Origin of the sequence: Pseudoalteromonas sp. T1lg22, from assembly GCF_002964645.1 — a bacterium.
In the GTDB taxonomy this organism is placed as follows: Bacteria; Pseudomonadota; Gammaproteobacteria; order Enterobacterales; family Alteromonadaceae; genus Pseudoalteromonas.
Genome location: NZ_PQBY01000027.1, coordinates 110,680 through 137,134 on the forward strand (window position 1 = coordinate 110,680; position 26,455 = coordinate 137,134).

Here is a 26,455-nt window from a genome sequence, read left to right on the forward strand (position 1 = left end):
TTAAATACTGGCTCTTTCCTCTCCTAACCAAGGCGCTTACTATGCGATTTCTACTATTTACCGTAGCGCTTATAAGCGCTTTTTTTTCTTATGGTCAAACTATAGATCCTTTTGATTTAGTTCCTGCTGAACCGCACACTTTTACTGGTGTTACGTACTGTAAATATAATGGTCAACCATCATTCGACGTTGCAGGCACAGATTATAGCGTATGTTTACAATCAACTACTGAGGAGGGTGTCGGTGGTTATGCAGGTTATACATATGTTTTTGCTGAAGAAATTGTTACTCAAGATGACTCTCAATATAAAAAAGTCGCTTTTAAATTCACTGCTACCGTGACCACTAGCAGCGCTTGGCAGCAGCACCAATATTTATATCATGCAGACGTACACAAAACGGCTATTGTCGATGGCTACATTTGTCCACCCGTCTCGTACCCAGAGCATACTATTAAGGTCGATAGTAACGGCCAGACCATGTGTGCCAAGTTATTTGAACCCGATAATGACGATTCATGCCCATCTATTACCGATGACTCTCTATCAATTCTTAACTTTACTGTTGATAGCTCAGATTATGCTTGTTTTGATAATCCAAATGGCCCAGGCCAGTGCGCTTATTCAGTTGAAAATGGCATGTATCGTATACCGCCTGAACTGGGCAGCTCGGAAGGTGTGAAATGTGACACACAAGAACCCTTACCAGAAGAACCTATAGAGCCAGATCCAGATGGCTGCTATCAAACAACCAATGGCCAGTACTGCAAAGCTGATCCAGACGATAAATGTTCTGTTTTCACAGACACCCTAACTGGTGATTCATACAACAAATGCGCTTCTAACTGCGGCTATATAGATGATCTTTTCGCTTGTGTTGATGACGGTAGTCAACCAACTGAAACACCGCCGATAGTCGATACTGATGAAAATGGGACGCTTGATGACTCTGAGCTGTCTACTGCAATTGGCCAGTTAATCGGCACAGCCCAAGAAGGAAATAGGCTAACCAATGAAGGCAACAAGCTACTAAAGTCTATTGGTGACAAGATAGACCAGCTAGACGATCCTGAAGCATCATTTACCGTTACCGCAGAGCGCAAGACTGGCCCTTTGTCTGATTACTTTACCGAATCAGATATGCATGCTTTATCAGAGAAAATTGAAACTGCTAGAACTGACCTAACCGACTACTGGGGCACCATTCAATCTGAGGCATCAGAATTCATTACATTTGGTTCACCGCCTGTAGGCGATTACGAATCTAGGCCGCTAAATATAAAAGGTCAGGCTGTAGATATATCACTTTCCAGATTCAGGGAGTCATTTCAAACGATTGCTCCTGTACTGTTATTTATTGCTACCGTAATGGCCGTTTTTATACTACTAGGGAGTAATCGCGAATGATTAAGCCTGCATACCTTTATTTTATTTTCCTCCTTTTTCCTTGTCTGGCATTTGCCGATTCTTATGCTGGCGATCAAGGTGCTGCACAGATGCTCGGCGACTATGTCACCGATTTTTGGGACTTCTTTGAGACGGATATACCTGACTTTGTCGTTAGGCTCATGGCCTACGCTTTCGAGCAGTACCTTCTTATCTGGCTTGGCATAAAGTTAGAGGCTATGAAACTTGGCTGGGCAGTTGCTAAACAAATACTTCAAAACTTAGAGTTTGCATCTCAAGTCACCTCCAGAATGAACGCGCTACCCAATGACGTTCGTGCCGCCCTTGTTGATTTAAGAATAATGGATTGCATGAATATTATTGCTAATGCTTATGTCGCCCGCTTTGTCATGAGGTTTATTTAATGTCCGCTTCAATATTCCACGGTTCACCCGGCTCATTCAAATCAGCAAGCGCTGTTTGGTTTGAGGTATTGCCTGCTTTACGTAAGGGCCGCTTAGTAGTAACTAACATTGAGGGCATACTTCCGCTTGAAGAAATCGAAGAAGCCTTGCAAGAGACTTTTCCCGAAGAAGCGCAGCTCTGGCGCTTATCATCACAGACTAAGAAAGGTAAACACCTCTGGCAACGTTGGTATCACTGGATGCCAGTTGGCGCACTTATCATCATGGATGAAGTGCAAGACATTTATCCAAATACCCGCAGTTTTAACGCTGATCATTATGACTATCAGCCCATTTATACCTATGAGGATTCGTTACCACCTGCTTGGTACGAGTACCATTTACACAAACTGGATACCTTAAAACCCGAAGAACTTACATCAGGCGATAAAGACGACTTAGGCGAGGAATTATTTAATGCAAAAGGCCATATTATTTACCCCGCAAACCTCCAAGAATCATTCATGCGACACCGTAAGTACAACTGGGATATCATTGCCTGCACCCCAGATATTACCGCCGTCAACAAGTTCATTCGAAACGTTGCCCAGTACGCCTACTATCACAGATACTTCGATGGAATCGCCTCTATCCCTTATTTCTACAGACGGCCCCGAATCCACGAACACAACCCAACACTTAACGGACGAACCCCAGGTAAAGGCGAGTCCAAAGTCTGGCGGAAAATCCCCCTTGAAGTCCACCAGTGCTACAAGTCCACGGCCACAGGTAATATTACAAAAGGACAAGGCAAAAATTTCTTTCTCAATCCTAAAATGGCCTTTCCAACTTTTTGCTTGTTCGGTGCTATTGGTTTTCTCGCCTATTATTTCGCTACTTTGGGCGATGATAAAGCCGCCTCTCAAATCGTTGTTGAGGGTGTTAAAGTCGATTCTGGTAATGCTTATAGCGTTAACAGCAATAAGGCTGCTTCTAGGCAGTCTGATGCTTTAGAGCTACCCTACGGCGCTAACCATGCAATATTCACAGGTTCTTTGACTAAGTATCGTAACGGCAACGTTGTTGGCAGGGACTTAACTTTTACCTTGGATATAGACGGCCAGCACTACAGCGCTACTTCTGAGGATTTTCGCTTGTTTGGTTATACAGTCCATTATCTAAATGATTGTGCTGTTAATATTTTTAAATCAGGGCTTTCAAAGAAGATAAGTTGCTCACCGTTCCTTCAACAAAAGGCCCTGCCAAGAAATATAAACACATCAATCAGTTTTTTTGGTGACAGCGACTCGCCTAGCGGAGCCTGAGCGTAGCGAGGCGATGTCACCAAAAAAAACTTCTCGATAAAAAAATATTTTGATTCTTGTAACTTAAATCAAGTTGAACTATCATTCCTTCATTACTTGAAAAGCGTTACGAGAATCAAAATGGTTACTATCGAAATCATCCCTTTATCAGAAACAGTTTTGTTTAAGAACAGTGCAAATGATGCTATTGGCGTGGCTGGTCTTGGTAATATGCGCTTTGAATACGGCAACAAGGTCATTAATTTCCCTATCCTACCGTCTATAAACACAGAATCTGGCCGTCAAGACGTTGCCGATATCTATTATAAACGCGGTTTAATAATGCATACTGGTCTTGTTGAATCTGACTTTGAGCCAAGCGCTCATGGTGGAAAACGTAAAGGTGCTGGACGTAAGAAGTCTGAAGAACCTAAGCGGCCCGTTCGTATAACTCAGATAGAGAAAGAATTTATTGATTCTTTTCGTGCTCTTTCTGAAAAGGGTAGAGCAAAATTATTACTGGAAATTATAGATATCTCACATTCTGAAAAGTGACAATGGCGCCTGCGCCATGTAGGCCACTCCCCAGTAGTGATATTTTCCATATTGCTAATTGGCCGTAACCCGCGAAGCGAATACAATCTGCATTTGGAAAAATGCACCCCTAGCGCAGCGCGCTACCCCTGATAAACCTTTCTAAGTTTAAATTCACTTCACTGTGTCAGTTGTTCAAAATTTAGTGGGGGGTGTAGTGACACCCCCACTTTGGTATGGAATCCCGTACTTTTTTGACATTAAAAACCTATATCAGGTACAAAATGGAGTGTTATTTTGATGTCCGATAATAACTTTAAAAGAGACCTTAGAACTGCTTTTGGTTATGACCATAAACGAGCTGCTATTGAGCTTGGTGTTTCTTACTCGACATATCGCAAGTATTGGAATACTGGCGTAGCACCTAAGCCAATTAAAAGCCTAGTTTCCATCATCGCACGGGGTTACCTTCCCGCTAATGGCCCTTGGCAGCATTTTAAAATTGAAGGGGATCTTTTGGTTACGCCTTACGGCTCAATGTCAGCTGGTGATTGTGCTTATCACCATCGTAAAAGCTGGGCTGCTACGCATTACCAGGCGGAATACAAGAAGCTAAGAAAACAAAAGCTCGCGGTAGAGGAAATTCACGAGCTGCAGGACAAGCTACTAAATATACTCGTAGCTTTTCAGGAGTAACATTTACCGCAGGGCTTCATTGCCCTGCTTAGAATACCTTTTATGTTAAATGGCGTATTTGTAAGTATAAACAGGGTTCTCCTCTTAATAAGAAATGTGTTTGCGCAGCCCTTTTTACCTGTTCTTGATTAACCAAGGTATTCTTTGCCGAGTTTCAGTACTTGTCTGTTGAGTCAGCGTCAGTATTTTTGTCGCTGGTACCGGATTGTTTCTCGGTATTGATGATGCGTGCAACCGACTCTTTTAATTCTGGCGCGTATTGCTGCATATAGTCTTTCACTAACTTCACGTACTCATCATTATCCTGAAATGGCAAATTGGCATCAAAGGCCTCTGCGGTGACCCGCATCATTTTCTTATCATAGGTATCGAACTTGGAAATGATATCTGCTGCCTGTTCGCTGTTAATTCCTAGCGCTTCATAGGCGGCGCGCCCTATACGCAGTGAGCTGTCGTAGGTTTCTCGGATAATGTCACGGCAACCCAGTGCCCATAACTGATAAACATGATGCCTGTCTATGGCTCGTGCTAACACATGGACATGGGGATAATTCTGTAAAACGTACTGAGTTAAGGTGGTGATTTGCTCTTTATCGTCCAGGGCTATCACCAATAATTTCGCTTTCTCTATTCCGGCACTATTTAATAGATCAGGTCGTGTCGCATCCCCATAAAAATAATGCACTCCGATACGCGCCATGGCTTCCAAATGTTGATAATTATGGTCAATTACCGTGGCACGATACCCGCCTATTTTTAATATCCTATCCACTAAACCGCCGACTCGTCCCGAACCGGCGATAATAATATGGCTGTTTTGTGGAAACTCTTCTTCGCGGCTTTTTCCTTCAACCACATATCTCGGCGCTATAACCTTTTGATATAGAATAAAAAGTAAAGGCGATATCAGCATAGACAGAGTAACCACCAGTAATAAACGGTCTGCCATGGCCTGCTCCATCACCTGATTGGTCACTGAGAATGACAGTAAAACAAAGCCGAATTCACCGGCTTGGGCAAGCCCAAGTGCAAGTAACCAAAGGGCTGCGCCTTTAATGCCAAGCACGCGTCCTAATACCAGTAACACGGCAATTTTAACCAGTATCAGGGCTAAGGTAGTAAAGAATATCGAGCCAAACTGCGCAGCCAATAGAGTGAAATTAATCCCGGCACCAACGGTAATAAAGAAAACGCCCAACAAGAGCCCTTTAAATGGTTCGATATTACTTTCAAGCTCATGTTTGTATGGAGAATTTGCAAGAACTACCCCGGCGATAAAGGTACCTAAAGCCGGCGATAACCCAACTAATGTCATCATTAAGGCTATGCCTATCACCAGGAATAAGGCCGTTGCGGTAAATAATTCCCTTAATCTTGCCTGGGCGATAAATTTAAAGATAGGCCCAGTCAGATACGCGCCCCCTACCACCACACTTAAGATCACCGCCAGTACTATTAATGCGCTTTGCCAGCCATTTAATCCACTTAGTATGTTTATTTGGGACGTCGCATGTGTGCCAGCGATCTCGGCGCTACTTGCTTCGCCCATGGCCAGTAAGGGCAACACGGCCAAGATTGGAATAACGGCGATATCCTGAGTGAGCAATACGGAAAATGTTGCCTTACCGCCCTCTGTATCAAGCTCTGAGCGTTCGGCCAAACTCTGCAAGACAATGGCGGTGGATGACAAGGTGAGAATAAGTCCGATACTCAGGCCCAGTTGCCATGAATATCCTAAAAGCACAGCAACTCCCATAATAGCCAGAGCCGTAAGCAATACTTGCCCGCCACCTAAGCCTATTAACTGAGCGCGCATAGACCAGAGTTTTTTTGGCTCTAGCTCCAAGCCCACCAGAAAAAGCATCATCACCACACCGAACTCGGCGACATGCTGAATCGATACCAGGTCTATTTTAAGTACTGTTAATAAGGGTGCAATGATAATACCGGCTATCAGATAGCCAAGTACGGAGCCTAAACCAAAGCGCGTGGCAATGGGAACGGCCACTATGGCGGAGATCAGAAAAATACAGGCAACAATAAGAATGTCAGTCATCAATTTGCCCTTGAGCTAGCAATTTAGAATCACGCTTAAGGGCAAGTTTAGACGACTATTTATACTAAGGCTTTGATTTTGCCGAGATAAGGTAGGCAGGATTTAAAGATAAATCCCCAAGGTGGCATCGAGCAGCAAGGACACCGCAGAGATCATTATCACTGAGAAGGTTAACACCATGCTCACTACCCTCACCTTTATGTTTTCATCTAACTGGGAAATGTTGCTGGCATGGATTAGACGTGCAAACACCAAGGTTGCCCCTAGCAGGTGGCTATAATGGCTTGCAAGACCCTGATATTCATTGAAAAATAATAGAAGCAATGCCAGCGGTACATACTCGATAAAGTTACCGTGAGCGCGTACTGCCCTCTGCAGTGCCATGCTGTCGCCGATACCGATAGAGCGGTGGCTACGTCGGCGCTCTTTGACTACGTAAAGGCTAAGTTGCAAATAGACCAGCGCTAAAATGGCGGCATAGATGGAAACAATCACGTCTGCTCTCCTGAGTACATTATCAGGCTAGAAGTTACAGGTAATTGATTTAAAAGAAAAGCGCCGAAGGAAAACTCTTTGGGATTTTACCTTCGGCTTTGACTAGGTTACACAGTCACGCACGGATTTTTATTACCGAGTTTAATTATCGAGTAAAAATACCGCGTTAACCGAGGCACTGACCTTAATTTCGCCAACATTGTAGGCTTGCTCGACACCGGGCGCGGCATCCGCACCGACCATCATTTTCATTTCCGCGCGCGGATATGGAATCGGTCTGTCGTGGCTCATTACGTTAATGCTGTAAACTTTGCCCACCTTAGTATCAAAGCCATCGGCATAGGTTTTTGCTTTTTGCTTGGCATCACTAAAGGCTTGCTGTTGCGCTTGGTTATACAGTTCGTCGTAATTACTCAAACCAAAATGCGACTGCCCTACCTGGTTGGCTCCTTGCTGTACCAACAACTGCAAAACCGATGCATAGTTATCAATTTGGCGCAGAATAACACTGACATTACGGCTGACTTCATAGCCGTCGAACTCATTGGTTTGTGTATCGCGGTTATAGCGGGTTTTGCTGTGAATGCCCAATTGGCTGGCATGAATATCCTTACTTTCAATACCCAGCTCTTTTAACGCCATGATCATGTTTGCCAGTTTTCTGTCGGCGGCACTTTTGGCCTCCAGCACATCCATGCTTTGCTCATTAACGCTCAGATTAATGGTTACCTTATCTGGCGTGGCCCACACTTCACCCACGCCGCGAACCTGTAAATGGGGCTCGTCGGGAATGCTTTGCGCCTGTACAGCGAAGGCTCCACCAAGGGCCAAAGAGGAAGTCAGTAACACTGAAAGTAGTTGTTTCATAGTCGTACCCATTATTGAAGAATTAACATAAGTCTATGTATAGACTAGTTAATTGCAACTGAATAAAAAAGGCCAGCGAAATGCAGGCCTAAAATTATGGGTTCAATTGGGTTAGTGAATTGGTATTAACCCAGCTCATCCGAAGCAACACGGTATTTAGGGTCTTCAATTACATTGATTTCCACAAGATCCCGTGCTTTACGCAGCAATTCCTTACAGTCGGCACTAACATGGCGCAGATGCAAGGTTTTACCTGCCTTGGTGTATTTATCCGCCAAGGTGTCTATGGCTTCGATGGCACTGTGATCCGCAACGCGACTGTGTTTAAACTCTACAATAACGTCTTTAGGGTCGTTTTTAATGTCGAATAGCTCTAAGAAATTCTTCGCCGATCCGAAGAACAAGGGGCCATGTAGCTCATAGACCTTAGAGCCCTGCTCATCGATATAGCTCTCGGTGTAGATATGTTTCGCATGTTGCCAGGCAAATACCAGGGCCGACACAATAATACCTACGCACACGGCAATGGCCAGATCCGTCGCTACCGTTACCGCACTTACTAAGAAGATAACGAAGGCATCGGATTTAGGTACCTTGCGCATAATACGGAAACTTGACCATTCAAAGGTGCCGATAACCACCATAAACATGACGCCAACAAGTGCTGCCAGTGGGATCATTTCAATGTAGCTGGCGGCAAATAGGATAAATACCAATAGCAATAATGCCGCGGTAATACCGGATAAACGGCTACGACCACCGGAATTAATATTGATCATCGACTGACCTATCATGGCACAGCCGCCCATGGCACCGAAGAAACCACAGGTTACGTTTGCCGCGCCCTGGCCTACACATTCTTTATTACTTTGACCGCGGGTATCGGTAATTTCATCGATCAGGGTCAAGGTCAGCAGTGATTCAATTAAACCTATGGCCGCTAAGATCACCGCGTAAGGCAGGATGATTTTCAGGGTTTCAAGGTTAAATGGTACTTGAGGAATATGGAACTCAGGGAAACCGCCGGCTATGGTTGCAGCGCTATCACCCGTCATATCTTTTACAAAGTCGATAACGGTACGCGCTTCAAGGTCTAAACCTAGCACCAGGCCGGTTACCACTAAAATAGCGGCCAGGCTCGATGGAATAGCCGTTGTCAACTTAGGGAGGAAATGAATAATGGCCATGGTTAAGGCAACCAGGCCTAGCATGGTATAAAGCAGTTCGCCTTGCATCCAGTTCATTTGGCCATCGTCGCCCAACACCTTAAACTGCCCCAGTTGGGCAAGGAAAATGACGATCGCCAAGCCGTTTACAAAGCCGAGCATGACCGGGTGCGGCACCATACGAATAAATTTGCCGAGCTTAAACACGCCCGCCAGTATCTGCAATATACCCATCAAGAGCACGGTCGCAAACAGGTATTCGACACCATGGGTGATAACCAAAGAGGTCATAACCACGGCCAAGGCGCCGGTTGCGCCGGAGATCATACCCGGACGGCCACCAATCAGTGAGGTGATAAGACCTACAATAAAGGCGGCATACAAGCCGACAAGGGGGTCAACCTGAGCTACAAAGGCAAAGGCCACGGCTTCGGGTACCAATGCCAAGGCAACGGTTAATCCCGATAGGATATCGTTTTTAGCAGAGCTAGGTGCTTTGCTGAGTAAGTTAAACATTCATTCCTCGTTTGCGGTGCGATTAGAAACAAGCTGCGAAAGGGGTGCAGATTCTAGCAAAAAGCAGAGAAATTAACAATTCAGCAAAGAGTTAGGCGACCGTTTTGGCCGCCTATAAAATACATTTATAAGGGTAAAGAGGTAGAGCGTTTTACGCAGGTCATGGTGACGTTGGAGTGTACCTCTTGCACATAAGGCAGATTGAGCAAATTATCGCGAACAAATAGCTCATAACCTTCAATACCCTTAGAGATGATGCGCAGCATAAAGTCCATGGTGCCTGCCATGGTGTAACACTCGGTCACCTCGTCATAGCTCATGATCAATTCTTCAAATTGCGCCAGTTGATCGCGGCCGTGATTGGATAAACGAACATGGGCATACACCAGCATATCGAAGCCGAGCTTCTTCTCATCGAGTAAAGCTACTTTGCCCTTGATATAGCCTTCTTGCTCTAAACGGGCAATACGGCGCCAACAAGGCGATTGCGACAAGCCGACTTGATCGGCAATTTCTGCAGTAGAGAGACTTGCATCTTGCTGCAATAGCGCCAGTATCTGGCGATCAACTTGATTTAATGACATTGATTTTTCTTATTCTTTCTTTAATTAGGTAAAATTATACACAATCCTGCGGGGATCGTCTTTTTTTTTAGGGCCGAAACCGATACAAGTTAGCCAAAACGTCCACTGATAAAAGGGTTAGTGGCGCGTTCCTGGCCCACCGTGGTGTTTTCACCATGACCGCTTAAGATGACAAAATCATCGTCCAAAGACAATACCTGACTTTTGATAGAAGCTATCAAGGTCGGAGCATCGCCCCTAGGAAAGTCGGTGCGCCCTATCGAACCTTTAAAGATCACATCCCCTACCAGCACCTGTTTTTGCGTTTGTTCAACAAAAATAACATGACCGGGTGTATGTCCTGGGCAATGGCGTACCTCAAAACTGAGCTCGCCTAAGGTCAAGGTGTCGCCGTGACTTAACCATTTCGTCGGCCAAAATGCCGGACGAGGTGCAAAGCCAAACATCTGCGCCTGCTGTGGCAGTGCATCGAACCAAAACTTTTCTTCTATATGCGGGCCGATAATATCAAGGTTGTAAGCCTTAGCCAGCTCATCGGCTGCTCCTACATGATCCAGGTGACCATGAGTTAGCCAAATGGCCTCGGGCACAAGTTCGTGCTCATTCAAGGTGGCAACTATTTTTTGTGCGTCACCACCTGGGTCGACAATAGCCGCCTTTTTGCTGCTGGTACACACCAAAATACGGCAATTTTGCTGAAATGGTGTCACCGGCACAGTAAGTATCTTTATGGTCATATTAGTACTGCATCAATATGGGGTAATTCAAATATTGCTGATCATAATACGGGCTTTGCGCATAAAGCCAAGCGCGGCGTGCTTTAGCATCCTCGGCAAAGCTCGAGTCTTTTAGCTTTTGCTCATAGCTTTCCTTGATGTCCTCATTGTTTAACAACATCTGTTCTGCATAGGGAGCCAAGGCATAGTTCTCAACATACTCGGTGCGCTGAAACAGGCTATGGAAAAAGCCCCACTGTAACAAAGAGTCTGGCGCTTGTGGGTGCAATAGATGCGTGGCGAGCAAGCCAAGCGTTTGATCTGTATCTACTTTTAGCCAATGCTCATCGACCATGACATTCACCTCTGTATATTCCATTGTCGGCGTCACTCTAAAACGCCCTTCAAATGGCGCCTTGGCAAACTCGTGGCTGCCTATGCGCCCTTGGTGCAGGGTAAGTGTTACGGGTGTTGATATGGCTTCTGTTTTCACCCCTTGAATGTTCAGCACATCTAAAGCTTGCGCATATTGGCGAGGAATATAAAAGGCCTTGGGGACAGCCACCTTGGTTTTAACTTCTTTTTGCCAGTAAATAGGCAAACTCGGATAATCGTGCGCCTCGCCTAGGTAGCGAACCTCATGGGCTTGGGTGGTTTTGCTGTGATAGCGCTCGTAGGCTATGCCCTTAAAACTAATATAGTCCGGCTCGCTGGCATAAGCGCGCTCAACGACCAGCTCTTTGTAGTTATCCTTAATTGAAGCAGTGACCGCCTGATTAAGTTGCTTACCATGCTTTGCTAAGGCTTCAATTGCGCCGTCTAAGAGCACATAGGTGCCAAGCACCCTTTGTTTATAGGGCTTTAATGAATGGTTCTCAACCAATATGGTGGGCAGGTGACGCAACTCTCCCCAGCCGTTAGAGTATCTAGGCCCAGCCACCCAACCGGCCAGACCCTTTGAAAATTCCATTTTATCCATCACAAAAACCAAAGGACCGGGCATATGCCCCTGTTGTTCGAGCCTGGCATTGATAAAGGGCGCCACCCACTTGTCCAAAGCCTGTGTTACCTTGGGCGTGCTACTTGCAAAGCTTGGGTTATAGCCATAGGTGATATCGTATTGATAGTCGGCGCCGTCGGTCACATGCACATCTATGTATAAATCCGGCTGATAGGCATTAACGACATGGGCGATGGCGCGAACACCCGGGGTGTCTAACTTGGTGTAGTCGCGGTTTAAATTAAGGTTTTGCCCATTGGTACGAAAGCCCATAATGCGTGGGCCTCTTTGGTTAATGCGATTAAAGGCGCTGCGGCGCTCATGACCATCGACATTGAGAATGGGGATAAACAGCAGATTAACCTGTTTTAATATATCGGGACGTTTGCCATTGGCAATATCGCGAAGCATCATAAAGCCGGCGTCTTTGCCGTCTATCTCGCCACTGTGTATGCCCGCTTGAATCAGCAAGGTGGGTTTGCTGTCTGCTACAAGCTGCTCGGCGGAGGTCAACCCATGCTCAGTGGCAATGAGCATGCGAATATCACGCCCGGCATCGCTTTTACCTATGCTCACATTATGAAACTGAGCGCTATTTGCCTTTGTCAGCTGATCTAAATACGCCATGGTGTCTTTATAATTTGGTGAGTCGACACCACCTGAGCGTTCAAAGTCGGTTAGTAAGGGGCCCTGGGTTTGCATCAGGGTTTCACTCTTTCCTTGCCAGGGGATCAATGGCGGCAGATGCGCATCTTGGCTAAGGGCGGCACTAAGCAATAAAGAGGTTAGCATAATAAGCTCTTGTTATTCTTATAAGTGGGTTTGAGTATAACAAGGTTAAACAAACACTGGCGAGGGCTGCGATGAAATGCTAGTTTGCCTACAAACCAGCGAATAATCATTACATTAGACTATGAAAACCATACTTATCACCGGCTGCTCCAGCGGCATTGGCTATTATTGTGCACAGCAATTGCAAAAGCGTGGCTATAAGGTTATTGCCAGTTGTCGCGCCCAAGAGGATGTAGATAAACTCAATGCAGAGGGTATAACCTGCGTGCAGCTTGATTACACAGATACGCAATCAATAGAAAAAGGCCTGCAAGAGGCACTCACCCTCGGCGGCGGTAAACTCGATGCGCTCTTTAATAATGGCGCCTATGGTCAGCCCGGCGCCGTAGAAGACTTACCCGTAGAGGCGCTACGCAAGCAATTTGAAACCAATGTCTTTGGCTGGCACCACCTTACCCAGTTGGCCTGTAAAATAATGCGTCCACAAGGCCATGGCCGCATTATTCAAAACTCCTCGGTGTTGGGTTTGGTGACCTTACCCTATCGCGGCGCTTACAACGCCAGCAAGTTTGCCTTGGAAGGTCTAACAGATACCCTACGCTTGGAGCTCAAAGGCAGCGGTGTCCATGTATCTTTGATTGAGCCCGGACCCATCACCTCGAAATTTCGTGATAATGCCCTGCAGGCTTTTTTAACCTCGGGTATCAATATTGAAACCAGTGCGCATAAGGAAAACTATTTGGCACAACAGCGTCGGCTGGAATCGGCCACTGGACCGCAACCTTTTACATTAGGCCCGGAGGCTGTTTACAAGCGCTTGGTGCACGCCTTGGAGTCGCAACGACCACAGGCAAGGTATTATGTCACTACCCCAACCTATTTATTCGGCTTTTTAAGAAGAATCTTGCCCATCAGCTGGATGGACTGGGTGTTAACTAAATCCCGTTAACAGGAATTGCAGGCAATAAAAAAGGAGCCAATTGGCTCCTTTCTTTGCTAGCACAAATTAAGCTTCTAGGCCTTCTTTAGCCTTAGCTACTAGTGCTGCGAAAGCAGTTTGGTCATAAACAGCGATGTCTGCAAGGATCTTACGGTCGATCTCTACAGAAGTCTTCTTAAGACCGTTGATGAAACGGCTGTAAGACAAACCATTTTGACGAGCTGCAGCGTTGATACGAGCAATCCATAGTTGACGGAAAGTACGTTTCTTCGCACGACGGTCACGGTAAGCGTATTGACCCGCTTTAGTAACCGCTTGGAAAGCTACGCGGTAAACACGTGAACGTGCACCGTAGTAACCTTTAGCTTGCTTTAAAACTTTCTTGTGACGTGCGCGCGCGATAGTACCGCGTTTTACTCTTGCCATTATTCTATACCCCTATTAAGCGAATGGTAACATACGAGAAACTAAGCCGTGGTCGTTCTTGTGAACCATTAGCTTAGGACGTAGGTGAAGCTTACGCTTAGAGGTTTTCTTGGTCAGAATGTGACGAAGGTGCGCTTGTTTACGCTTAAAACCGCCAGAAGCAGTTTTCTTGAAGCGCTTAGCGGCGCCACGGTGTGTTTTTAGCTTATAAGCCATTGCAATAACTCCAATTGATATTGCTTAAATTTAGCAAGCAGGCGTCCAGCTTATACTGACACTTTATTGGCCTAACTTACTCCCAAAACCGGTGAAGGGACTTAAAAAGCCCCTTACTTTCAACCGGATAGATACAGGTGCTAAATAAATTACCAAGGCAATTTAGCTAGCTTGTAAACCTGCACTAAATCTTAAGCCGCGCAGTATACTATTTTTTAGCCACTGGCGCTAGCATCATAATCATTTGACGACCTTCGACTTTCTTAGGGAAAGACTCGCAGGTTGCCAAATCTTCTAAATCGTTTTTAATGCGATTTAAAAGTTCGATACCAATTTCTTGGTGGGCCATTTCACGGCCACGGAAGCGGATAGTTACTTTCGCTTTGTCGCCCGCTTCTAAGAACTTACGAAGGTTGCGCAATTTAACCTGGTAGTCACCAATGTCAGTACCCGGACGGAACTTGATTTCCTTAATCTGGATTTGCTTTTGCTTCTTCTTCTGTTCTTTTTGTGCCTTGCTCTTTTCGAAAATGAACTTACCGTAGTCCATAACCTTACAAACAGGTGGCTCAGCATTAGGGCTGATCTCAACGAGATCGACACCAGCTTCTTCCGCCAATGACAACGCTTCACTCAAAGACACAATGCCTGCTTGCTCACCGTCAAAGCCAATTAGTCGAACTTCTTTTGCCGTGATGTCTTCGTTAATACGATTTTTTTGAGTCGTTTGTTGACTCTTTTTTCCGCCTCTAATGGTACGTTCCTCCAAGAATATTAAAAACAAAAAAGGGTGTAACCTTCAGTATTTGGCACACCCTTTTTCAATCACAGACTAACGTCTATTCTTAATTTCGTCTGCGATTTTTGTAATAAAGTCATCGACTTTAAACTTGCCCAGGTCTTCACCTGTACGTGTCCTTACCGCGACTTCCTGTTCTTCAACTTCTTTGTCGCCAACTACTAACAGGTAAGGAATACGTTTTAAAGTATGTTCGCGAATTTTAAAGCCAATTTTCTCATTTCTCAAGTCGGCTGCAGCACGAATACCCAGTTTATTTAATTTTTGTACAACTTCTTGCACATAATCGGCCTGCTTATCGGTAATATTCATCAATACTACCTGCTTTGGCGCCAACCAGGTTGGGAATAATCCCGCGTATTCTTCGGTCAAAATACCGATGAAGCGCTCGATTGAACCCAAAATCGCACGGTGGATCATTACTGGAGTGCGACGTTCGTTGTTTTCAGCAACGTAAGTTGCGCCCAAACGACCCGGCAACATAAAGTCTAGCTGCACCGTACCACATTGCCATGCGCGTTCCAAACAATCGTATAAAGTAAATTCGATTTTTGGCCCGTAGAAGGCACCCTCGCCTGGCAGGTATTCAAACTCTATATCCTTGTCCATAAGCGCCTGCGCCAGCGCTTGTTCGGCACGACCCCAAAGCGCATCTTCACCGATACGTTGCTCTGGACGTGTCGACAGCTTAACCACGATTTTTTCAAAGCCGAAAGTTGAGTAAGTGTCGTAAACCATGTCGATACAGGCCGCTACTTCATCCAGGATCTGCTCTTCAGTACAGAAGATATGGGCATCATCCTGAGTAAAGCCACGTACACGCATCAAACCGTGCAGTGCGCCCGATGGCTCATTACGGTGACAACAACCGAATTCGGCCATACGCAGTGGCAGGTCGCGGTATGATTTTAAACCCTGGTTAAAGATTTGTACGTGACCTGGGCAGTTCATAGGTTTAATAGCGTACTCGCGCTTTTCAGACTCGGTCGTAAACATGGCGTCGCCATACTTGTCCCAGTGACCTGATTTTTCCCACAGCACACGGTCCATCATCAATGGGCCTTTTACTTCTTCGTAATCGTACTCGCGTAACTTCTCACGAACGAAATCTTCAAGCTCGCGATAAATGCTCCAGCCGTCGTTATGCCAAAAAACCATGCCCGGCGCTTCTTCTTGCCAGTGCCATAGGTCAAGTGCTTTACCGATTTTACGGTGGTCACGTTTTTCTGCTTCTTCTAAACGTTGCAAATACGCTTTGAGTTGCTTTTTATCGCCCCACGCGGTGCCGTAGATACGTTGCAGCATCTTGTTTTCTGAATCGCCACGCCAGTATGCGCCGGCTACCTTCATCAGTTTGAAGTGCTGACAGAAAGACATGTTAGGTACGTGCGGGCCTCGACACATGTCAACATACTCTTCGTGATGGTATAGGCCAGGACGGTCATCTTTTGAGATATTTTCGTCAAGGATTTCCATCTTGTAGGTTTCGCCACGTGCAGCAAAGGCATCGCGGGCTTCTTGCCAGCTGACAACCTTTTTAACTACATCGTATTTGGTTTTTGCAAGCTCAAGCATGCGCTTTTCCAGCGCTTCAAGGTCTTCTTGCGTCAGCGAGTGCTCCATATCGACATCGTAATAAAAGCCGTTATCGATAGTCGGACCTATGGCCATTTTGGCGTCCGGGTAAAGCTGTTTAATGGCATGACCAATAAGGTGAGCACAAGAGTGGCGAATAATTTCTAAACCATCTTCATCTTTGGCGGTGATAATTTCTAAACGCGCATCTTCGGTTATAAGGTCACAGGCATCAACGCGCTCGCCGTTTACACGGCCGGCAATGGTTGCTTTGGCAAGACCTGGGCCGATATCAAAGGCCACATCCATTGTTGAGACTGGGTTATCAAAAATACGCTGACTACCGTCAGGAAGAGTAATTACAGGCATGTTTAATCCTTTTACAGTGGTGACACCTACGCCGCGCCACATGTAGTAAGTTATATTTAATCGATTTAATTCATAATCAACGCTTATACCAACAAGCATTGCGATGATGTTGTTGCGCCTGAGTATGAGCGCAAGCGGCTATTCTCGCGTGCCCTGCATACAAATTCAAGGTTCAAGGAATAATTTTATTCCATTGTTTTTACACCATCTCTGATATACTAGAGCCCATTGAATACAAAGGCGATATAACATGAATACCTGTGGTGTAGAAATTAAAGGCAGCGAAGTGCTGCTGTGCTTATTATCAAAAGACAATGACGTTTTCGACATTCGCGACGTACGACAAACACGTTTTGTACTCAGTGACGCCGACGACACGGAACAAGTACAAAAGTTTTACCGCGATTTTAAAAAGCTGATGGAAGACTATGGCGTTGATTCAATCGCCATTAAAGGTCGTCCACAAAAGGGCAAGTTCGCCGGTGGTGCCGTTGGTTTTAAAATGGAAACGGCGCTGCAGCTTATTCCCGACCTGGATGTGTGTGTTCTTAATGCCACCATCATGAAAGAGCAATTAAAGCGCAACCCTGTTCCTATCGATTTTGAAGAAACTGGCTTAAAGAAATTCCAAGAACAAGCATTTATCACAGCTTATGTGTATATAATGCAGCGCACCTACGCCAAGGATTAAGCGCCAAGAATTACATGCTACTAGGTCGCTTTTTCAAGCGGCCTTTTTTATGTGCTCACTCTTTTTTAAATCAACGATAGCGAGCTCTCTTATGATTGAAGTTTTTATCTTAGCCGTGGCCCTAAGCATGGACGCGTTCGCAGTATCCATCGGGCTTGGCTCAAAACACACCAGCTTAACGCGCTCGTTGGCACTCAAAGCCGGTGTGTATTTTGGTTTGTTCCAAGGTTTGATGCCGTTAATTGGTTATCTCGGTGGTAAAGGCGTGCTGGGCTGGGTGGACGCCTATGCTCATTGGATAGCCTTTGGCTTATTACTGCTTATCGGCGCAAAAATGATTTTTGAAGCCCTCAGTGAAGGCATCGAAGAAGATATAGCGCAAATCACCCATAAGGTGTTGTTGTTACTGGCCATAGCTACCAGCATTGATGCCATGGCAGCGGGTTTTACCTTAACCCTGCTAGATGTGCACCCCTTGTTGGCTTGTGCAATTATCGGAGCAGTCACCCTGGTATTTAGTTTTGTCGGTGTATTTGTTGGTGCCCGCAGCGGCACCTGGTTAGAAAGCAAAGCAGAATTACTCGGCGGTGTGGTCTTGATCTTTATCGGATTTAAAATCCTCCTTTTCTAACACTCGTCTAGCTCCCTATTACAGAATAACCAATAGGGTCCGGGCAAATTTGCGCCGGACCCACTCGCCCCTTCTTTATAATACCAATTCACTTAAATAGCTAAGCGGGCTAAATATCATGCTCACGGCGTTGGGATTTTTCTATGTAGAATAACTACATAAGAAAAATACCGCCTCGTCATCATATCATTTATCCAGCGCTACCTCTGATCACATACTTAACAGAATTGGTATAAGCGTCTAGCTTGCCCACACACTAGATTTTTCAATTCATTACTCTTGCCCTACTTACCTAAACTCCCCACTCTTTGTCGACACCTATCTACACCTTTAGTCGCATCTGCAGGGTTAATCGTCTTTTTTAATGGCATGTGTCGACAATCTATGTTTGAGTAGTTGCTAAGAATTGATTGAGTAAAATTCACTTTGCGCCAAGGAGGCACAGTATGCCCACGCATTTAAACCAGCAATTTCCTCTTACTCACAGCGCGTATCAAGGCACCAGCCAAATTAGCCTTAGCGAGCAGACAATAGGCGGTTACCTGCAAGGTATTGTCGACACCTATGGGGATAAAGAAGCCATCGTCGTTTGCCACCAAGACATACGATGGAGCTATAAACGTTACCTTGAAGAAATAGAGCGGGTCGCCACCGGCCTATTGGCATTAGGCGTACAGCCAGGAGACAGGGTCGGCATTTGGTCCCCAAATAATATCGAATGGTCACTGATCCAAATGGCGACGGCTAAAATCGGCGCCATTATGGTGTGCCTAAACCCGGCTTACCGCCCTCACGAACTGGAATTTGCCATCAATAACGTTGAGGTGAAATTTCTGGTCATGGCGCAGCAGTTTAAGGCATCAAATTATGTCGAAATGCTGTATCAGTTAGCGCCAGAGTTAAAAGAGCCTAACCACCAAGGGCCAATAGCTAAACTGCCTTCATTGATTCAGGTAGTCAGTATAGGTGAGCAAGAGCTCCCCGGTATGCTGCCCTTTGCCCAGTTACAGAATTTAGGCCAAGCTCAGCATTATAAGCAGATGCAGGAAATCGCAACGCGGCTCAGCCCGGATGACGCCATCAATATTCAGTTTACCTCGGGCACCACGGGTAACCCAAAAGGCGCGACCCTAAGCCATAGAAATATATTGAATAACGGCTTGCTCGTTGCGCGTGCCATGCACTTTAACGAAAACGACCGCCTGTGCATTCCTGTGCCCTTGTACCACTGTTTTGGCATGGTGCTCGGAAACCTGGTCTGTGTTGCCAGTGGCGCCTGCGCCATCTTCCCTAGCCTGTCGTTTGAACCCCTGACCACGCTAAAAGTTGTTGAGCAGGAGCGCTGCACCGCCTTACATGGTGTGCCTACCATGTTTATTGCGCAATTGGAGCTCCCGGAATTTTCTCAGTTTGACCTTTCTACTCTGCGTACCGGGGTCATGGCTGGCGCCACCTGCCCGCAGGAATTGATGCGCAAGGTGCACAGTGAATTTAATATGACACAAGTACTGATTGGCTATGGACAAACCGAATGCAGCCCCATTAATCATATTACTGAGATGGACTCGCCTATAGAGAAGCAGGTGGAAACCGTAGGCCGGGCCATGGCGCACACCGAAGTGAAAATCATCGATGAGCGCGGCGAAGTTGCAGCCATTGGCACGGCCGGGGAAATATGTGCCCGCGGTTATTGCGTAATGCAGGGTTACTGGGGGGATGAAGCGAAAACTAAGGCCACCATAGACGCACAAGGCTGGCTGCACTCAGGCGATCTGGGTGTAATGGACGAGCAAGGCTATGTCACCATAGTGGGTCGTATCAAGGACATGATCATACGTGGCGGTGAGAACATCTACCCGCGCGAAATTGAAGAGCTGTTATACCTTAACGAGGCAATCAGTGATGCCGCCGTATTTGGTATTCCCGATGATAAGTTCGGCGAGCAGGTGTGCCTGTGGCTTAAATTAAAAGATGGCCATTTCCTCAACGAGCAACAGGTGCGTGACTATCTTAAAGAACACTTGGCTTACTTTAAAATTCCCAAATACATTGAAATCGTCGACGAATACCCAATGACGGTGACCGGTAAACTACAAAAATTCAAAATGCGAGAACAAATGATAGCTAAGCTCGAAGCAGAGCAAGCATTAGCGGTATAAGCCCGAAGGCCCCAGCACAGGGGCCTTTGTTTTGATCAAGTAATATTAATTAATCCCCTAAGCCGCACACTGTTGCCGATTTGCCACGCGCTATGGCTAGGCAGCTCTTTTTAAAGCCGCTACACTGCGCCATTAACAGTATTTAGTTGTTTATGGTCTTATGTTTGCATTTTTTGAAAAGCTAACCCGCCCCTTCCCCGAGCGCAGCACACAAGCGCCACCTAAAGGCTTGCTGGCATTTTGTCGTTATTACACCCGAGGAATGGAATGGCCGCTGGCGGTTATGTCTATCAGTGCCGCACTTTTAGCTGTAATTGAGGTATCGCTATTTAGCTTTATGGGTCAGCTGGTTGATTGGCTCAATCAGACCACACCACAGCAGCTGTTCGCCAAAGACAGCGGTAAACTTTGGTTTATGGGTATTTTGACTTTGATCATCTTGCCCATACTGGTGTTTGTTCATTCCGCCGTATTGCATCAGGCTCTACTTGGCAATTATCCCATGTCGATCCGCTGGCTAGCGCACCGCTATTTGTTGCGCCAAAGCATGAGCTTTTATCAGGATGACTTTGCCGGACGTATCGCTACCAAGGTAATGCAAACATCCCTGGCGGTACGGGAAACCGTGATCAAGCTGTTAGATGTTGCCGTCTATATTCTGGTTTATTTTACTGCCATGCTGCTGTTTATTGGCCAGGCTGACTGGCGCCTGACAGCGCCCATGTTGCTCTGGCTGGTAGGTTACGCCTGTATTCAACGCTATTTTATTCCTCGTTTAAAGCGCGTTGCCGAGGAGCAAGCAGAGGCGCGTTCGCAAATGACAGGCCGTATCGTTGACAGCTACACCAATATTTCCACCATTAAGCTGTTTTCCCACTCATCGAAAGAAGAGCGCTACGCCAAGGAGTCGATGGAGCTGTTTTTAGATCCCGTTTATCGCCAAATGCGCTTGGCCACAGGCCTTCAAGTGAGCGTGCAAGTGCTCAACTATACCTTAGTGGCTATTACGGCGGCGCTGTCTATTTACTTGTGGTCTTTAAGTGCTATCAGCGTTGGCGCCATTGCTATCGCCGTGAGCCTGGCCCTGCGTCTAAACGGTATGGCTCAGTGGATCATGTGGGAAATAAGCGCCTTATTTGAAAATATAGGTACGGTAGCCGATGGCATGAGTACCCTGACCAAACCCATCGCCATTGAAGATAAACGCGATGCCAAGGCACTTGAAGTAACATCCGGTGCTATTAGCTTTAGCAATATTAGTTTTAACTATGGCAAGGCCCAGCAGGATGAACAACACAGTGTCTTGGCTGGGTTGGATTTGCATATTCGCGCAGGAGAAAAGGTCGGTGTGGTTGGACGCTCAGGCGCCGGTAAATCCACTTTGGTTAACCTTTTGCTGCGCTTTTACGATGTTGAGCAAGGCTCCATCAGCATCGACAATCAAGCAATAGATGGCGTCACTCAGGAGAGTCTGCGCCAGCATATCGCCATGGTGTCACAAGACACCGCCCTATTGCACCGCAGCGTGCGTGAAAATATCGGCTATGGTCTGGCCGATGCCAGCGATGAGCAAATCATCAATGCGGCCAAACAAGCCAAGGCCTGGGAGTTTATCGAAGAGCTTGAAGACAGCAAGGGCAACAAGGGGCTTGACGCTCAAGTGGGCGAGCGCGGGGTTAAACTCTCGGGCGGTCAGCGCCAGCGTATCGCCATTGCCCGAGTGCTGTTAAAAGACGCGCCGATATTGGTGCTCGATGAGGCCACCTCGGCACTCGACTCAGAGGTCGAAGCGGCCATTCAGGCCAGTTTAGATACCCTGATGCAGGATAAAACCGTAATAGCCATTGCTCACCGTTTGTCGACCATAGCGCAAATGGATCGCCTGGTAGTGATGGATAAGGGTCACATCGTTGAGCAAGGCACGCATCAGGAGTTGATCGCTGCAGGCGGCATTTATGCCCAGCTCTGGGCCCATCAAACCGGTGGCTTTATTGGTACCGAATGATGAATATTAAGACCTCGCTTAGGCGAGGTTTTTTATACACTTGATTAGACAGACGAAATAAACAGAACTAGTTTTATTAGCTCAAGTTGCAATATCGCAACCTGTAACGAGGAGCTTACTATGTATAAGAACTTATTTATAGGAGCGTTGTTTTGTGTTTTTAGTTTGCTGTCTATTCAAGTCGTACACGCCGAAGATAATGAGCCGCCTTTTATTGGCGGCAATTACTGGGAAGTTACAGGGATTAAAATAGCCGATGGAGCAGGATTAAAGTATGCGAAGTGGTTGGCGTCCGAGTGGCGTAAAAGCTCTGACTTCGCCGTAGAGCAAGGCTGGATCAGCAGCTATTCCATTGTCAAAAATGTTCATCCAAGAGCAGACGAGCCCGATCTCTACATAGTACGGGTTTTTGAAAATATGGCTTCGGTTGCCGAGAATGAAAAGCGCCGTGAAGCCTACTTCCAATGGGTGCAGAAGAGCATGGAAAAGATGCAAGAAGAAAGTGGTAATCGTGCAGAATATCGCACCGTTATGAGCACTTATTTATTGCAGGAAATGAAGTTTAGGCAATGACCAAAAGCAAGCAGAGTCCTTAGACTGGCTCTGCTTGCTCCTCACCCCGCCTATTCCTGTGACAAGGCACACAAAAGAGATAAGAAGGTTTCAACTGACTCCACGGACGCCGACTCCGACATGGTGTGATAACCGGTCGAGGGGATCTGAATCGTAGTGCCGTCCACTAACCCGTTGGAAGCCGCGATGATACGCCCTAACTCGGTGCTGCCAATGGATCTTGGCTCCTCACCTTGGGCAACTAGCTGCTCATTTATGGCTTCCATATATTTGTCTTTATACAAGTAGCTTATATTCTGTTGCTCGCAAAGCTGCTGCACCATTTGCGTTGCCTCGCTGTTGAAAGCCGCGTTGGCGTCTTTATTTCTGAGCACCAGTTGTTGATTGTCTGCTGTGTCCACATCAGGAAATGGACTGGTATCAACCACAAACAGCCGGTTTGTAGAGCCGCCAAAACGACGGAACCACTCAAGCAAGTAGCGCCAGCTCTTGCCCGCTTCTTCCTGTGCGGTAAAAAACGCCGTGCCCTGAAAGCCAAGACTAAACATATGTACCAAGGCCGCCGCACATAAGACGTTGTCGAGTTGCCCGTAAAGTCGCTGCTCTTGTATTTTCAATTTATCTTTAAAGGCCACGGGCGTACCGGCAACCAGGCCTTCTAAGCCGTCAATTTCAAAGATCAGGTTATTGCGATACTCGCAGATGTAGGCATTGGTGATCACGCCACTGCCACGATACGCGCCGGACCAGGGTTCATAGGCATACACGGGTTCATTTTGAAAGCGCTCGGTGATCTTGGTCATCAGCTCTTCGGATACCGAGTTATTTAATAAATCCGTACGATTAGCGGAGATAAAGGCCGCGTATTGAAACTCATTGGGGCCAGTGCAGATCAGGCCATGCCTGTCGATATGGGCTGAAAACATGGTGCTAAAAGGCTTGCTCCCCTGGGCTACCAATAAACCTTCATACCAGGTTACATGCGCGCCGCGCTCTTCTAACTCCCTTTGTAACACCCTAAAAAATGAATGCTCAGCACCAACCACGCTGGGCTGACGGATAATGGTTTTTAGCAGATCAAAGAACTCATTGTTTAACATAACCACCTGACTCTGTAAGCGCTCTATAAGCAAAAGTTAATTGGGTCCATTCCCAACTAGCGAAGCTAGAACAGCTCTAGTTTAGAGTCAATCAATTTCACTCTAGGCACTGATTTGCTTGGCTATTAATTTACATTTTTGAATTCAAACGAGGTATAAAATGGCTGACTGTCGGGCGTGTATGACAAGGAACTGGCCATAACATCTGCAAAACATTCGGAAAACTTGCTGCTACCCTGATGCCACGAATTGATCACCTGCCCCGAGGCGTCAATTTGCACCACAACCGTAAACTTGATGGGAATTGAGCTTGTTTCCCGTAAACAATGAGGAAATGCCGAAGATGCAAGCTTACCTTGTGCCTGAACTAAGCGCTCGGCTTCATTTGCCGACATAGAAGCCTCTATGTTATCTGCGCGGGATTTTGCCTGTTCAAAGCTAAGCGGTTCGGCCGATGCCAACGAAGAGAGGGTTGCGGCCATGGGGGCCAGCAGGTAAAACGCGTATTTCATTGTTGAGTCCTTTCTATTATAAAAAACTCCCCTGTTAGGGGAGTCATTGCCTGGGTCGCTAAATAAGTATTTTAGACCAAGCGGGCATTTTAGCGACCCAGGTCGCTGGTGGCTTAAGGTACAATTCCTTGCTCTTACCTCGACGCTACCTTGTCTTTTTTACGCTGCCTGTTGTGCCAACAAGAGCCGATTCAGTTTCTTAAGCTGCAAAATCGCCATTGCACCAACGACAAGACCTGCCGCACCGAGGGCGATAATGAACATGCCTCGGCTATCACTGGCGTTAGGTGTCGCCAATAACGTTGCCAAGCCAGAAAATGATAGTAAGAATGTACTTAGGATCAGTAACAGCGTAGATGGGATAACTTTCATAATAATTCCTTGTTAATCGTTTTATATTTTTATTATGTGAATGCTGTACCAGGAAATAGGCATAGTCCACCAACGTGTTTCCCCGCATATTCACTACTTCTATTGATAACAGATAGTTACAACCTTTACTAGGGTAGACTCAATCCGCCTACTTGGATAGTAAAGCAGCTTCATAGTGGCAAATTAAATAAACGCACAAGTTTAAGGTTTAAATTCAAAGCACAAAAAAAGGCCACCACTAGGCGACCTTTTTTATTTCTGTCTCAGCGCTTATTGCGCGCGAATAACTTCCAAGCCGCCCATATATGGACGCAGTACACTTGGTACCACAACAGAGCCATCGGCTTGCTGATAGTTTTCCAAGATAGCAACTAGGGTACGGCCAACGGCCAGGCCTGAGCCATTTAGGGTATGAAGAAGCTCTGGCTTCTTCTCACCGGCGCGGCGGAAACGCGCCTGCATACGGCGCGCCTGGAAATCACCCATATTTGAACATGAAGAGATCTCACGGTAAGTATCCTGAGCCGGCAACCAGACTTCCAGGTCGTAGGTTTTAGTTGCGCCAAAGCCCATGTCGCCGGTGCACAGCACGACTTTACGATACGGCAGCTCAAGAGCCTGTAGAATTTGCTCGGCGTGGCCGGTTAGCTCTTCTAATGCCTGCATTGAGTCTTCCGGTTTAACCAGTTGTACCAATTCAACTTTATCAAACTGGTGCTGACGAATTAGACCGCGAGTGTCACGCCCATAGCTGCCCGCTTCACTACGAAAACAGGGTGTGTGTGCCGTCATGCGCACAGGTAACTGCTTTTCATCGAAGATTTCATCGCGTGCGCAGTTTGTAAGAGGTACTTCAGCGGTTGGAATTAAGCTAAAACCTGCATCATGCTCGCCCAGTTTTTCGGTGTGGAACAGATCTTCGGCAAACTTAGGCAACTGACCGGTACCGAACAGGCTGTCCTTGTTTACCAAATAAGGTACGTACATTTCGGTGTAGCCGTTTTTATCTGCATGCGTATCAAGCATAAATTGCACAAGTGCACGGTGCATACGCGCTACCTGGCCGCGCATCACGGTAAAGCGTGCGCCTGATAGTTTTACACCTGCTTCGAAATCCAAGCCTTTATCTAGTGCTTCACCAAGGTCAACATGGTCTTTCACTTCAAAATCATAAGACTTTGGCTCGCCCCACTTACTTACTTCAACATTGTCAGCTTCATCATTACCTACAGGCACTTCTTGTGCTGGCAGGTTTGGTAAGCCAGACGCAATATCGTTTAGCTCAGCTAAAACATCGTCTTGTTCTTTTTTCGCGTTTTCTAACTCGTCACCTAAGTGCGCAACGGCATCAAGTAGCGGCTGAATATCTTCACCCTTGGCTTTGGCTTGGCCGATGGCCTTGGAACGGGAGTTACGCTCGCTTTGTAGTTCTTGTGTTTTTACTTGTAGTGCTTTGCGCTTCTCTTCAAGCTCGGCAAGCTTGGCAACGTCTAATTCGAAACCACGCGTTTTTAAACGTGCGGCTGTTTGCTCTACGTCCTGACGGAGATACTTTGAGTCTAACATGTGAGT

General features: G+C 46.4%; 26 protein-coding genes. 11 read left to right on the plus strand and 15 right to left on the minus strand.

Annotated features, from left to right (window positions below; translation table 11 throughout):
- The first annotated feature begins 41 nt into the window (after positions 1-41).
- The 5 genes from C2M24_RS14970 (at position 42) to C2M24_RS14990 (ending at position 4,323) form a co-directional block, all read left to right on the plus strand.
- Entirely contained in the window at positions 42-1,406 is a 1,365-nt protein-coding gene (locus tag C2M24_RS14970) for a hypothetical protein (RefSeq protein WP_105215940.1), read from the plus strand.
- Positions 1,403-1,810, plus strand: coding sequence for a DUF2523 family protein (locus C2M24_RS14975; protein WP_105215942.1), 408 nt, complete (start codon positions 1,403-1,405; stop codon positions 1,808-1,810). Before C2M24_RS14970 ends, C2M24_RS14975 begins: the two co-directional genes overlap by 4 nt.
- Positions 1,810-3,114: a zonular occludens toxin family protein gene (locus tag C2M24_RS14980; protein WP_105215944.1), complete on the plus strand. Its 1,305-nt coding sequence runs from the start codon at positions 1,810-1,812 to the stop codon at positions 3,112-3,114. Before C2M24_RS14975 ends, C2M24_RS14980 begins: the two co-directional genes overlap by 1 nt.
- A 120-nt stretch (positions 3,115-3,234) precedes the next feature.
- On the plus strand, positions 3,235-3,648 hold the full coding sequence (locus tag C2M24_RS14985) for a hypothetical protein (RefSeq protein ID WP_105215946.1): 414 nt from the start codon (positions 3,235-3,237) through the stop codon (positions 3,646-3,648).
- A gap of 279 nt (positions 3,649-3,927) precedes the next feature.
- Entirely contained in the window at positions 3,928-4,323 is a 396-nt protein-coding gene (locus tag C2M24_RS14990) for a hypothetical protein (RefSeq protein WP_105215948.1), read from the plus strand.
- 154 nt (positions 4,324-4,477) lie between these two features.
- Here C2M24_RS14990 and C2M24_RS14995 read toward each other — a convergent pair whose 3' ends face one another.
- The 7 genes from C2M24_RS14995 to C2M24_RS15025 all read right to left on the minus strand — a co-directional run bounded on the left by C2M24_RS14995 (position 4,478) and on the right by C2M24_RS15025 (position 12,515).
- Positions 4,478-6,379, minus strand: a complete 1,902-nt coding sequence (locus C2M24_RS14995; protein WP_105215950.1) for a cation:proton antiporter domain-containing protein — start codon at positions 6,377-6,379, stop codon at positions 4,478-4,480.
- Between the two features lie 102 nt (positions 6,380-6,481).
- Positions 6,482-6,874 (minus strand): MAPEG family protein, encoded by a 393-nt coding sequence (locus C2M24_RS15000; RefSeq protein WP_105215952.1) that lies wholly within the window; start codon positions 6,872-6,874, stop codon positions 6,482-6,484.
- Positions 6,875-7,015: 141 nt separating this feature from the next.
- Positions 7,016-7,741 carry an SIMPL domain-containing protein gene (locus tag C2M24_RS15005; RefSeq protein ID WP_158683789.1) on the minus strand — a complete coding sequence of 242 codons (726 nt, stop codon included), beginning with the start codon at positions 7,739-7,741 and terminating at the stop codon, positions 7,016-7,018.
- A gap of 125 nt (positions 7,742-7,866) precedes the next feature.
- Positions 7,867-9,423, minus strand: a complete 1,557-nt coding sequence (locus C2M24_RS15010) for a SulP family inorganic anion transporter (protein WP_105215956.1) — start codon at positions 9,421-9,423, stop codon at positions 7,867-7,869.
- Positions 9,424-9,548: 125 nt separating this feature from the next.
- A complete protein-coding gene (locus C2M24_RS15015) occupies positions 9,549-10,007 on the minus strand; it encodes an Lrp/AsnC family transcriptional regulator (protein ID WP_105198954.1) in 459 nt (152 codons plus the stop codon).
- A gap of 89 nt (positions 10,008-10,096) precedes the next feature.
- On the minus strand, positions 10,097-10,738 hold the full coding sequence (locus C2M24_RS15020; protein WP_105216167.1) for an MBL fold metallo-hydrolase: 642 nt from the start codon (positions 10,736-10,738) through the stop codon (positions 10,097-10,099).
- Between the two features lie 7 nt (positions 10,739-10,745).
- A complete protein-coding gene (locus C2M24_RS15025) occupies positions 10,746-12,515 on the minus strand; it encodes a M14 family metallopeptidase (RefSeq protein ID WP_105215958.1) in 1,770 nt (589 codons plus the stop codon).
- Positions 12,516-12,636: 121 nt separating this feature from the next.
- Here C2M24_RS15025 and C2M24_RS15030 point away from each other — a divergent pair, with 121 nt between their 5' ends.
- Positions 12,637-13,464 (plus strand): SDR family oxidoreductase, encoded by an 828-nt coding sequence (locus C2M24_RS15030; protein ID WP_105215960.1) that lies wholly within the window; start codon positions 12,637-12,639, stop codon positions 13,462-13,464.
- Positions 13,465-13,521: 57 nt separating this feature from the next.
- Here the strand turns inward: C2M24_RS15030 and rplT are convergent, their stop codons facing one another.
- The 4 genes from rplT to thrS form a co-directional block, all read right to left on the minus strand.
- Positions 13,522-13,881 (minus strand): 50S ribosomal protein L20, encoded by a 360-nt coding sequence (gene rplT, locus C2M24_RS15035; protein WP_105189760.1) that lies wholly within the window; start codon positions 13,879-13,881, stop codon positions 13,522-13,524.
- Between the two features lie 15 nt (positions 13,882-13,896).
- Positions 13,897-14,097 (minus strand): 50S ribosomal protein L35, encoded by a 201-nt coding sequence (rpmI, locus tag C2M24_RS15040; protein WP_022944197.1) that lies wholly within the window; start codon positions 14,095-14,097, stop codon positions 13,897-13,899.
- A 208-nt stretch (positions 14,098-14,305) separates the two neighbouring features.
- Positions 14,306-14,866 (minus strand): translation initiation factor IF-3, encoded by a 561-nt coding sequence (gene infC / locus C2M24_RS15045; RefSeq protein ID WP_105199099.1) that lies wholly within the window; start codon positions 14,864-14,866, stop codon positions 14,306-14,308.
- A gap of 63 nt (positions 14,867-14,929) precedes the next feature.
- Positions 14,930-16,840 (minus strand): threonine--tRNA ligase, encoded by a 1,911-nt coding sequence (thrS, locus tag C2M24_RS15050; RefSeq protein WP_105198951.1) that lies wholly within the window; start codon positions 16,838-16,840, stop codon positions 14,930-14,932.
- Positions 16,841-17,090: 250 nt separating this feature from the next.
- Here thrS and C2M24_RS15055 point away from each other — a divergent pair, with 250 nt between their 5' ends.
- From C2M24_RS15055 to C2M24_RS15075, 5 genes are all read left to right on the plus strand, one after another.
- Entirely contained in the window at positions 17,091-17,531 is a 441-nt protein-coding gene (locus tag C2M24_RS15055; protein ID WP_105215962.1) for a DUF3010 family protein, read from the plus strand.
- 91 nt (positions 17,532-17,622) lie between these two features.
- Positions 17,623-18,162 carry a manganese efflux pump MntP gene (locus tag C2M24_RS15060; RefSeq protein ID WP_105215964.1) on the plus strand — a complete coding sequence of 180 codons (540 nt, stop codon included), beginning with the start codon at positions 17,623-17,625 and terminating at the stop codon, positions 18,160-18,162.
- Between the two features lie 446 nt (positions 18,163-18,608).
- Positions 18,609-20,321 carry an AMP-binding protein gene (locus C2M24_RS15065; RefSeq protein ID WP_105215966.1) on the plus strand — a complete coding sequence of 571 codons (1,713 nt, stop codon included), beginning with the start codon at positions 18,609-18,611 and terminating at the stop codon, positions 20,319-20,321.
- A 160-nt stretch (positions 20,322-20,481) separates the two neighbouring features.
- Entirely contained in the window at positions 20,482-22,326 is a 1,845-nt protein-coding gene (locus C2M24_RS15070; protein WP_105215968.1) for an ABC transporter ATP-binding protein, read from the plus strand.
- Positions 22,327-22,446: 120 nt separating this feature from the next.
- A complete protein-coding gene (locus C2M24_RS15075; RefSeq protein ID WP_105198946.1) occupies positions 22,447-22,899 on the plus strand; it encodes a hypothetical protein in 453 nt (150 codons plus the stop codon).
- A gap of 50 nt (positions 22,900-22,949) precedes the next feature.
- Here C2M24_RS15075 and C2M24_RS15080 read toward each other — a convergent pair whose 3' ends face one another.
- From C2M24_RS15080 to serS, 4 genes are all read right to left on the minus strand, one after another.
- Positions 22,950-23,999, minus strand: coding sequence for a peptidase M42 (locus C2M24_RS15080; protein WP_105215970.1), 1,050 nt, complete (start codon positions 23,997-23,999; stop codon positions 22,950-22,952).
- A 125-nt stretch (positions 24,000-24,124) separates the two neighbouring features.
- Complete coding sequence (locus tag C2M24_RS15085) at positions 24,125-24,511, minus strand: hypothetical protein (protein WP_105215972.1); 387 nt, start codon at positions 24,509-24,511, stop codon at positions 24,125-24,127.
- A 159-nt stretch (positions 24,512-24,670) separates the two neighbouring features.
- Positions 24,671-24,883, minus strand: coding sequence for a hypothetical protein (locus C2M24_RS15090; RefSeq protein WP_105215974.1), 213 nt, complete (start codon positions 24,881-24,883; stop codon positions 24,671-24,673).
- A 270-nt stretch (positions 24,884-25,153) separates the two neighbouring features.
- Positions 25,154-26,449, minus strand: coding sequence for a serine--tRNA ligase (serS, locus tag C2M24_RS15095; protein WP_105215976.1), 1,296 nt, complete (start codon positions 26,447-26,449; stop codon positions 25,154-25,156).
- Between the last annotated feature and the right edge of the window lie 6 nt (positions 26,450-26,455).

Coding starts and splice junctions, on each gene's coding strand:
- C2M24_RS15090 (WP_105215974.1), bottom strand. CDS start 24,883: ATGAAAGTTATCCCATCTACGCTGTTACTGATCCTAAGTACATTCTTA.
- rpmI (WP_022944197.1), bottom strand. CDS start 14,097: ATGGCTTATAAGCTAAAAACACACCGTGGCGCCGCTAAGCGCTTCAAG.
- C2M24_RS15075 (WP_105198946.1), top strand. CDS start 22,447: ATGTATAAGAACTTATTTATAGGAGCGTTGTTTTGTGTTTTTAGTTTG.
- C2M24_RS14975 (WP_105215942.1), top strand. CDS start 1,403: ATGATTAAGCCTGCATACCTTTATTTTATTTTCCTCCTTTTTCCTTGT.
- C2M24_RS15005 (WP_158683789.1), bottom strand. CDS start 7,741: ATGAAACAACTACTTTCAGTGTTACTGACTTCCTCTTTGGCCCTTGGT.
- C2M24_RS15015 (WP_105198954.1), bottom strand. CDS start 10,007: ATGTCATTAAATCAAGTTGATCGCCAGATACTGGCGCTATTGCAGCAA.
- rplT (WP_105189760.1), bottom strand. CDS start 13,881: ATGGCAAGAGTAAAACGCGGTACTATCGCGCGCGCACGTCACAAGAAA.
- C2M24_RS15080 (WP_105215970.1), bottom strand. CDS start 23,999: ATGTTAAACAATGAGTTCTTTGATCTGCTAAAAACCATTATCCGTCAG.
- C2M24_RS15055 (WP_105215962.1), top strand. CDS start 17,091: ATGAATACCTGTGGTGTAGAAATTAAAGGCAGCGAAGTGCTGCTGTGC.
- C2M24_RS15085 (WP_105215972.1), bottom strand. CDS start 24,511: ATGAAATACGCGTTTTACCTGCTGGCCCCCATGGCCGCAACCCTCTCT.
- C2M24_RS15060 (WP_105215964.1), top strand. CDS start 17,623: ATGATTGAAGTTTTTATCTTAGCCGTGGCCCTAAGCATGGACGCGTTC.
- C2M24_RS15025 (WP_105215958.1), bottom strand. CDS start 12,515: ATGCTAACCTCTTTATTGCTTAGTGCCGCCCTTAGCCAAGATGCGCAT.
- C2M24_RS14980 (WP_105215944.1), top strand. CDS start 1,810: ATGTCCGCTTCAATATTCCACGGTTCACCCGGCTCATTCAAATCAGCA.
- C2M24_RS14995 (WP_105215950.1), bottom strand. CDS start 6,379: ATGACTGACATTCTTATTGTTGCCTGTATTTTTCTGATCTCCGCCATA.
- serS (WP_105215976.1), bottom strand. CDS start 26,449: ATGTTAGACTCAAAGTATCTCCGTCAGGACGTAGAGCAAACAGCCGCA.
- C2M24_RS14990 (WP_105215948.1), top strand. CDS start 3,928: ATGTCCGATAATAACTTTAAAAGAGACCTTAGAACTGCTTTTGGTTAT.
- thrS (WP_105198951.1), bottom strand. CDS start 16,840: ATGCCTGTAATTACTCTTCCTGACGGTAGTCAGCGTATTTTTGATAAC.
- C2M24_RS14985 (WP_105215946.1), top strand. CDS start 3,235: ATGGTTACTATCGAAATCATCCCTTTATCAGAAACAGTTTTGTTTAAG.
- C2M24_RS15010 (WP_105215956.1), bottom strand. CDS start 9,423: ATGTTTAACTTACTCAGCAAAGCACCTAGCTCTGCTAAAAACGATATC.
- C2M24_RS15030 (WP_105215960.1), top strand. CDS start 12,637: ATGAAAACCATACTTATCACCGGCTGCTCCAGCGGCATTGGCTATTAT.
- C2M24_RS14970 (WP_105215940.1), top strand. CDS start 42: ATGCGATTTCTACTATTTACCGTAGCGCTTATAAGCGCTTTTTTTTCT.
- C2M24_RS15070 (WP_105215968.1), top strand. CDS start 20,482: ATGTTTGCATTTTTTGAAAAGCTAACCCGCCCCTTCCCCGAGCGCAGC.
- C2M24_RS15065 (WP_105215966.1), top strand. CDS start 18,609: ATGCCCACGCATTTAAACCAGCAATTTCCTCTTACTCACAGCGCGTAT.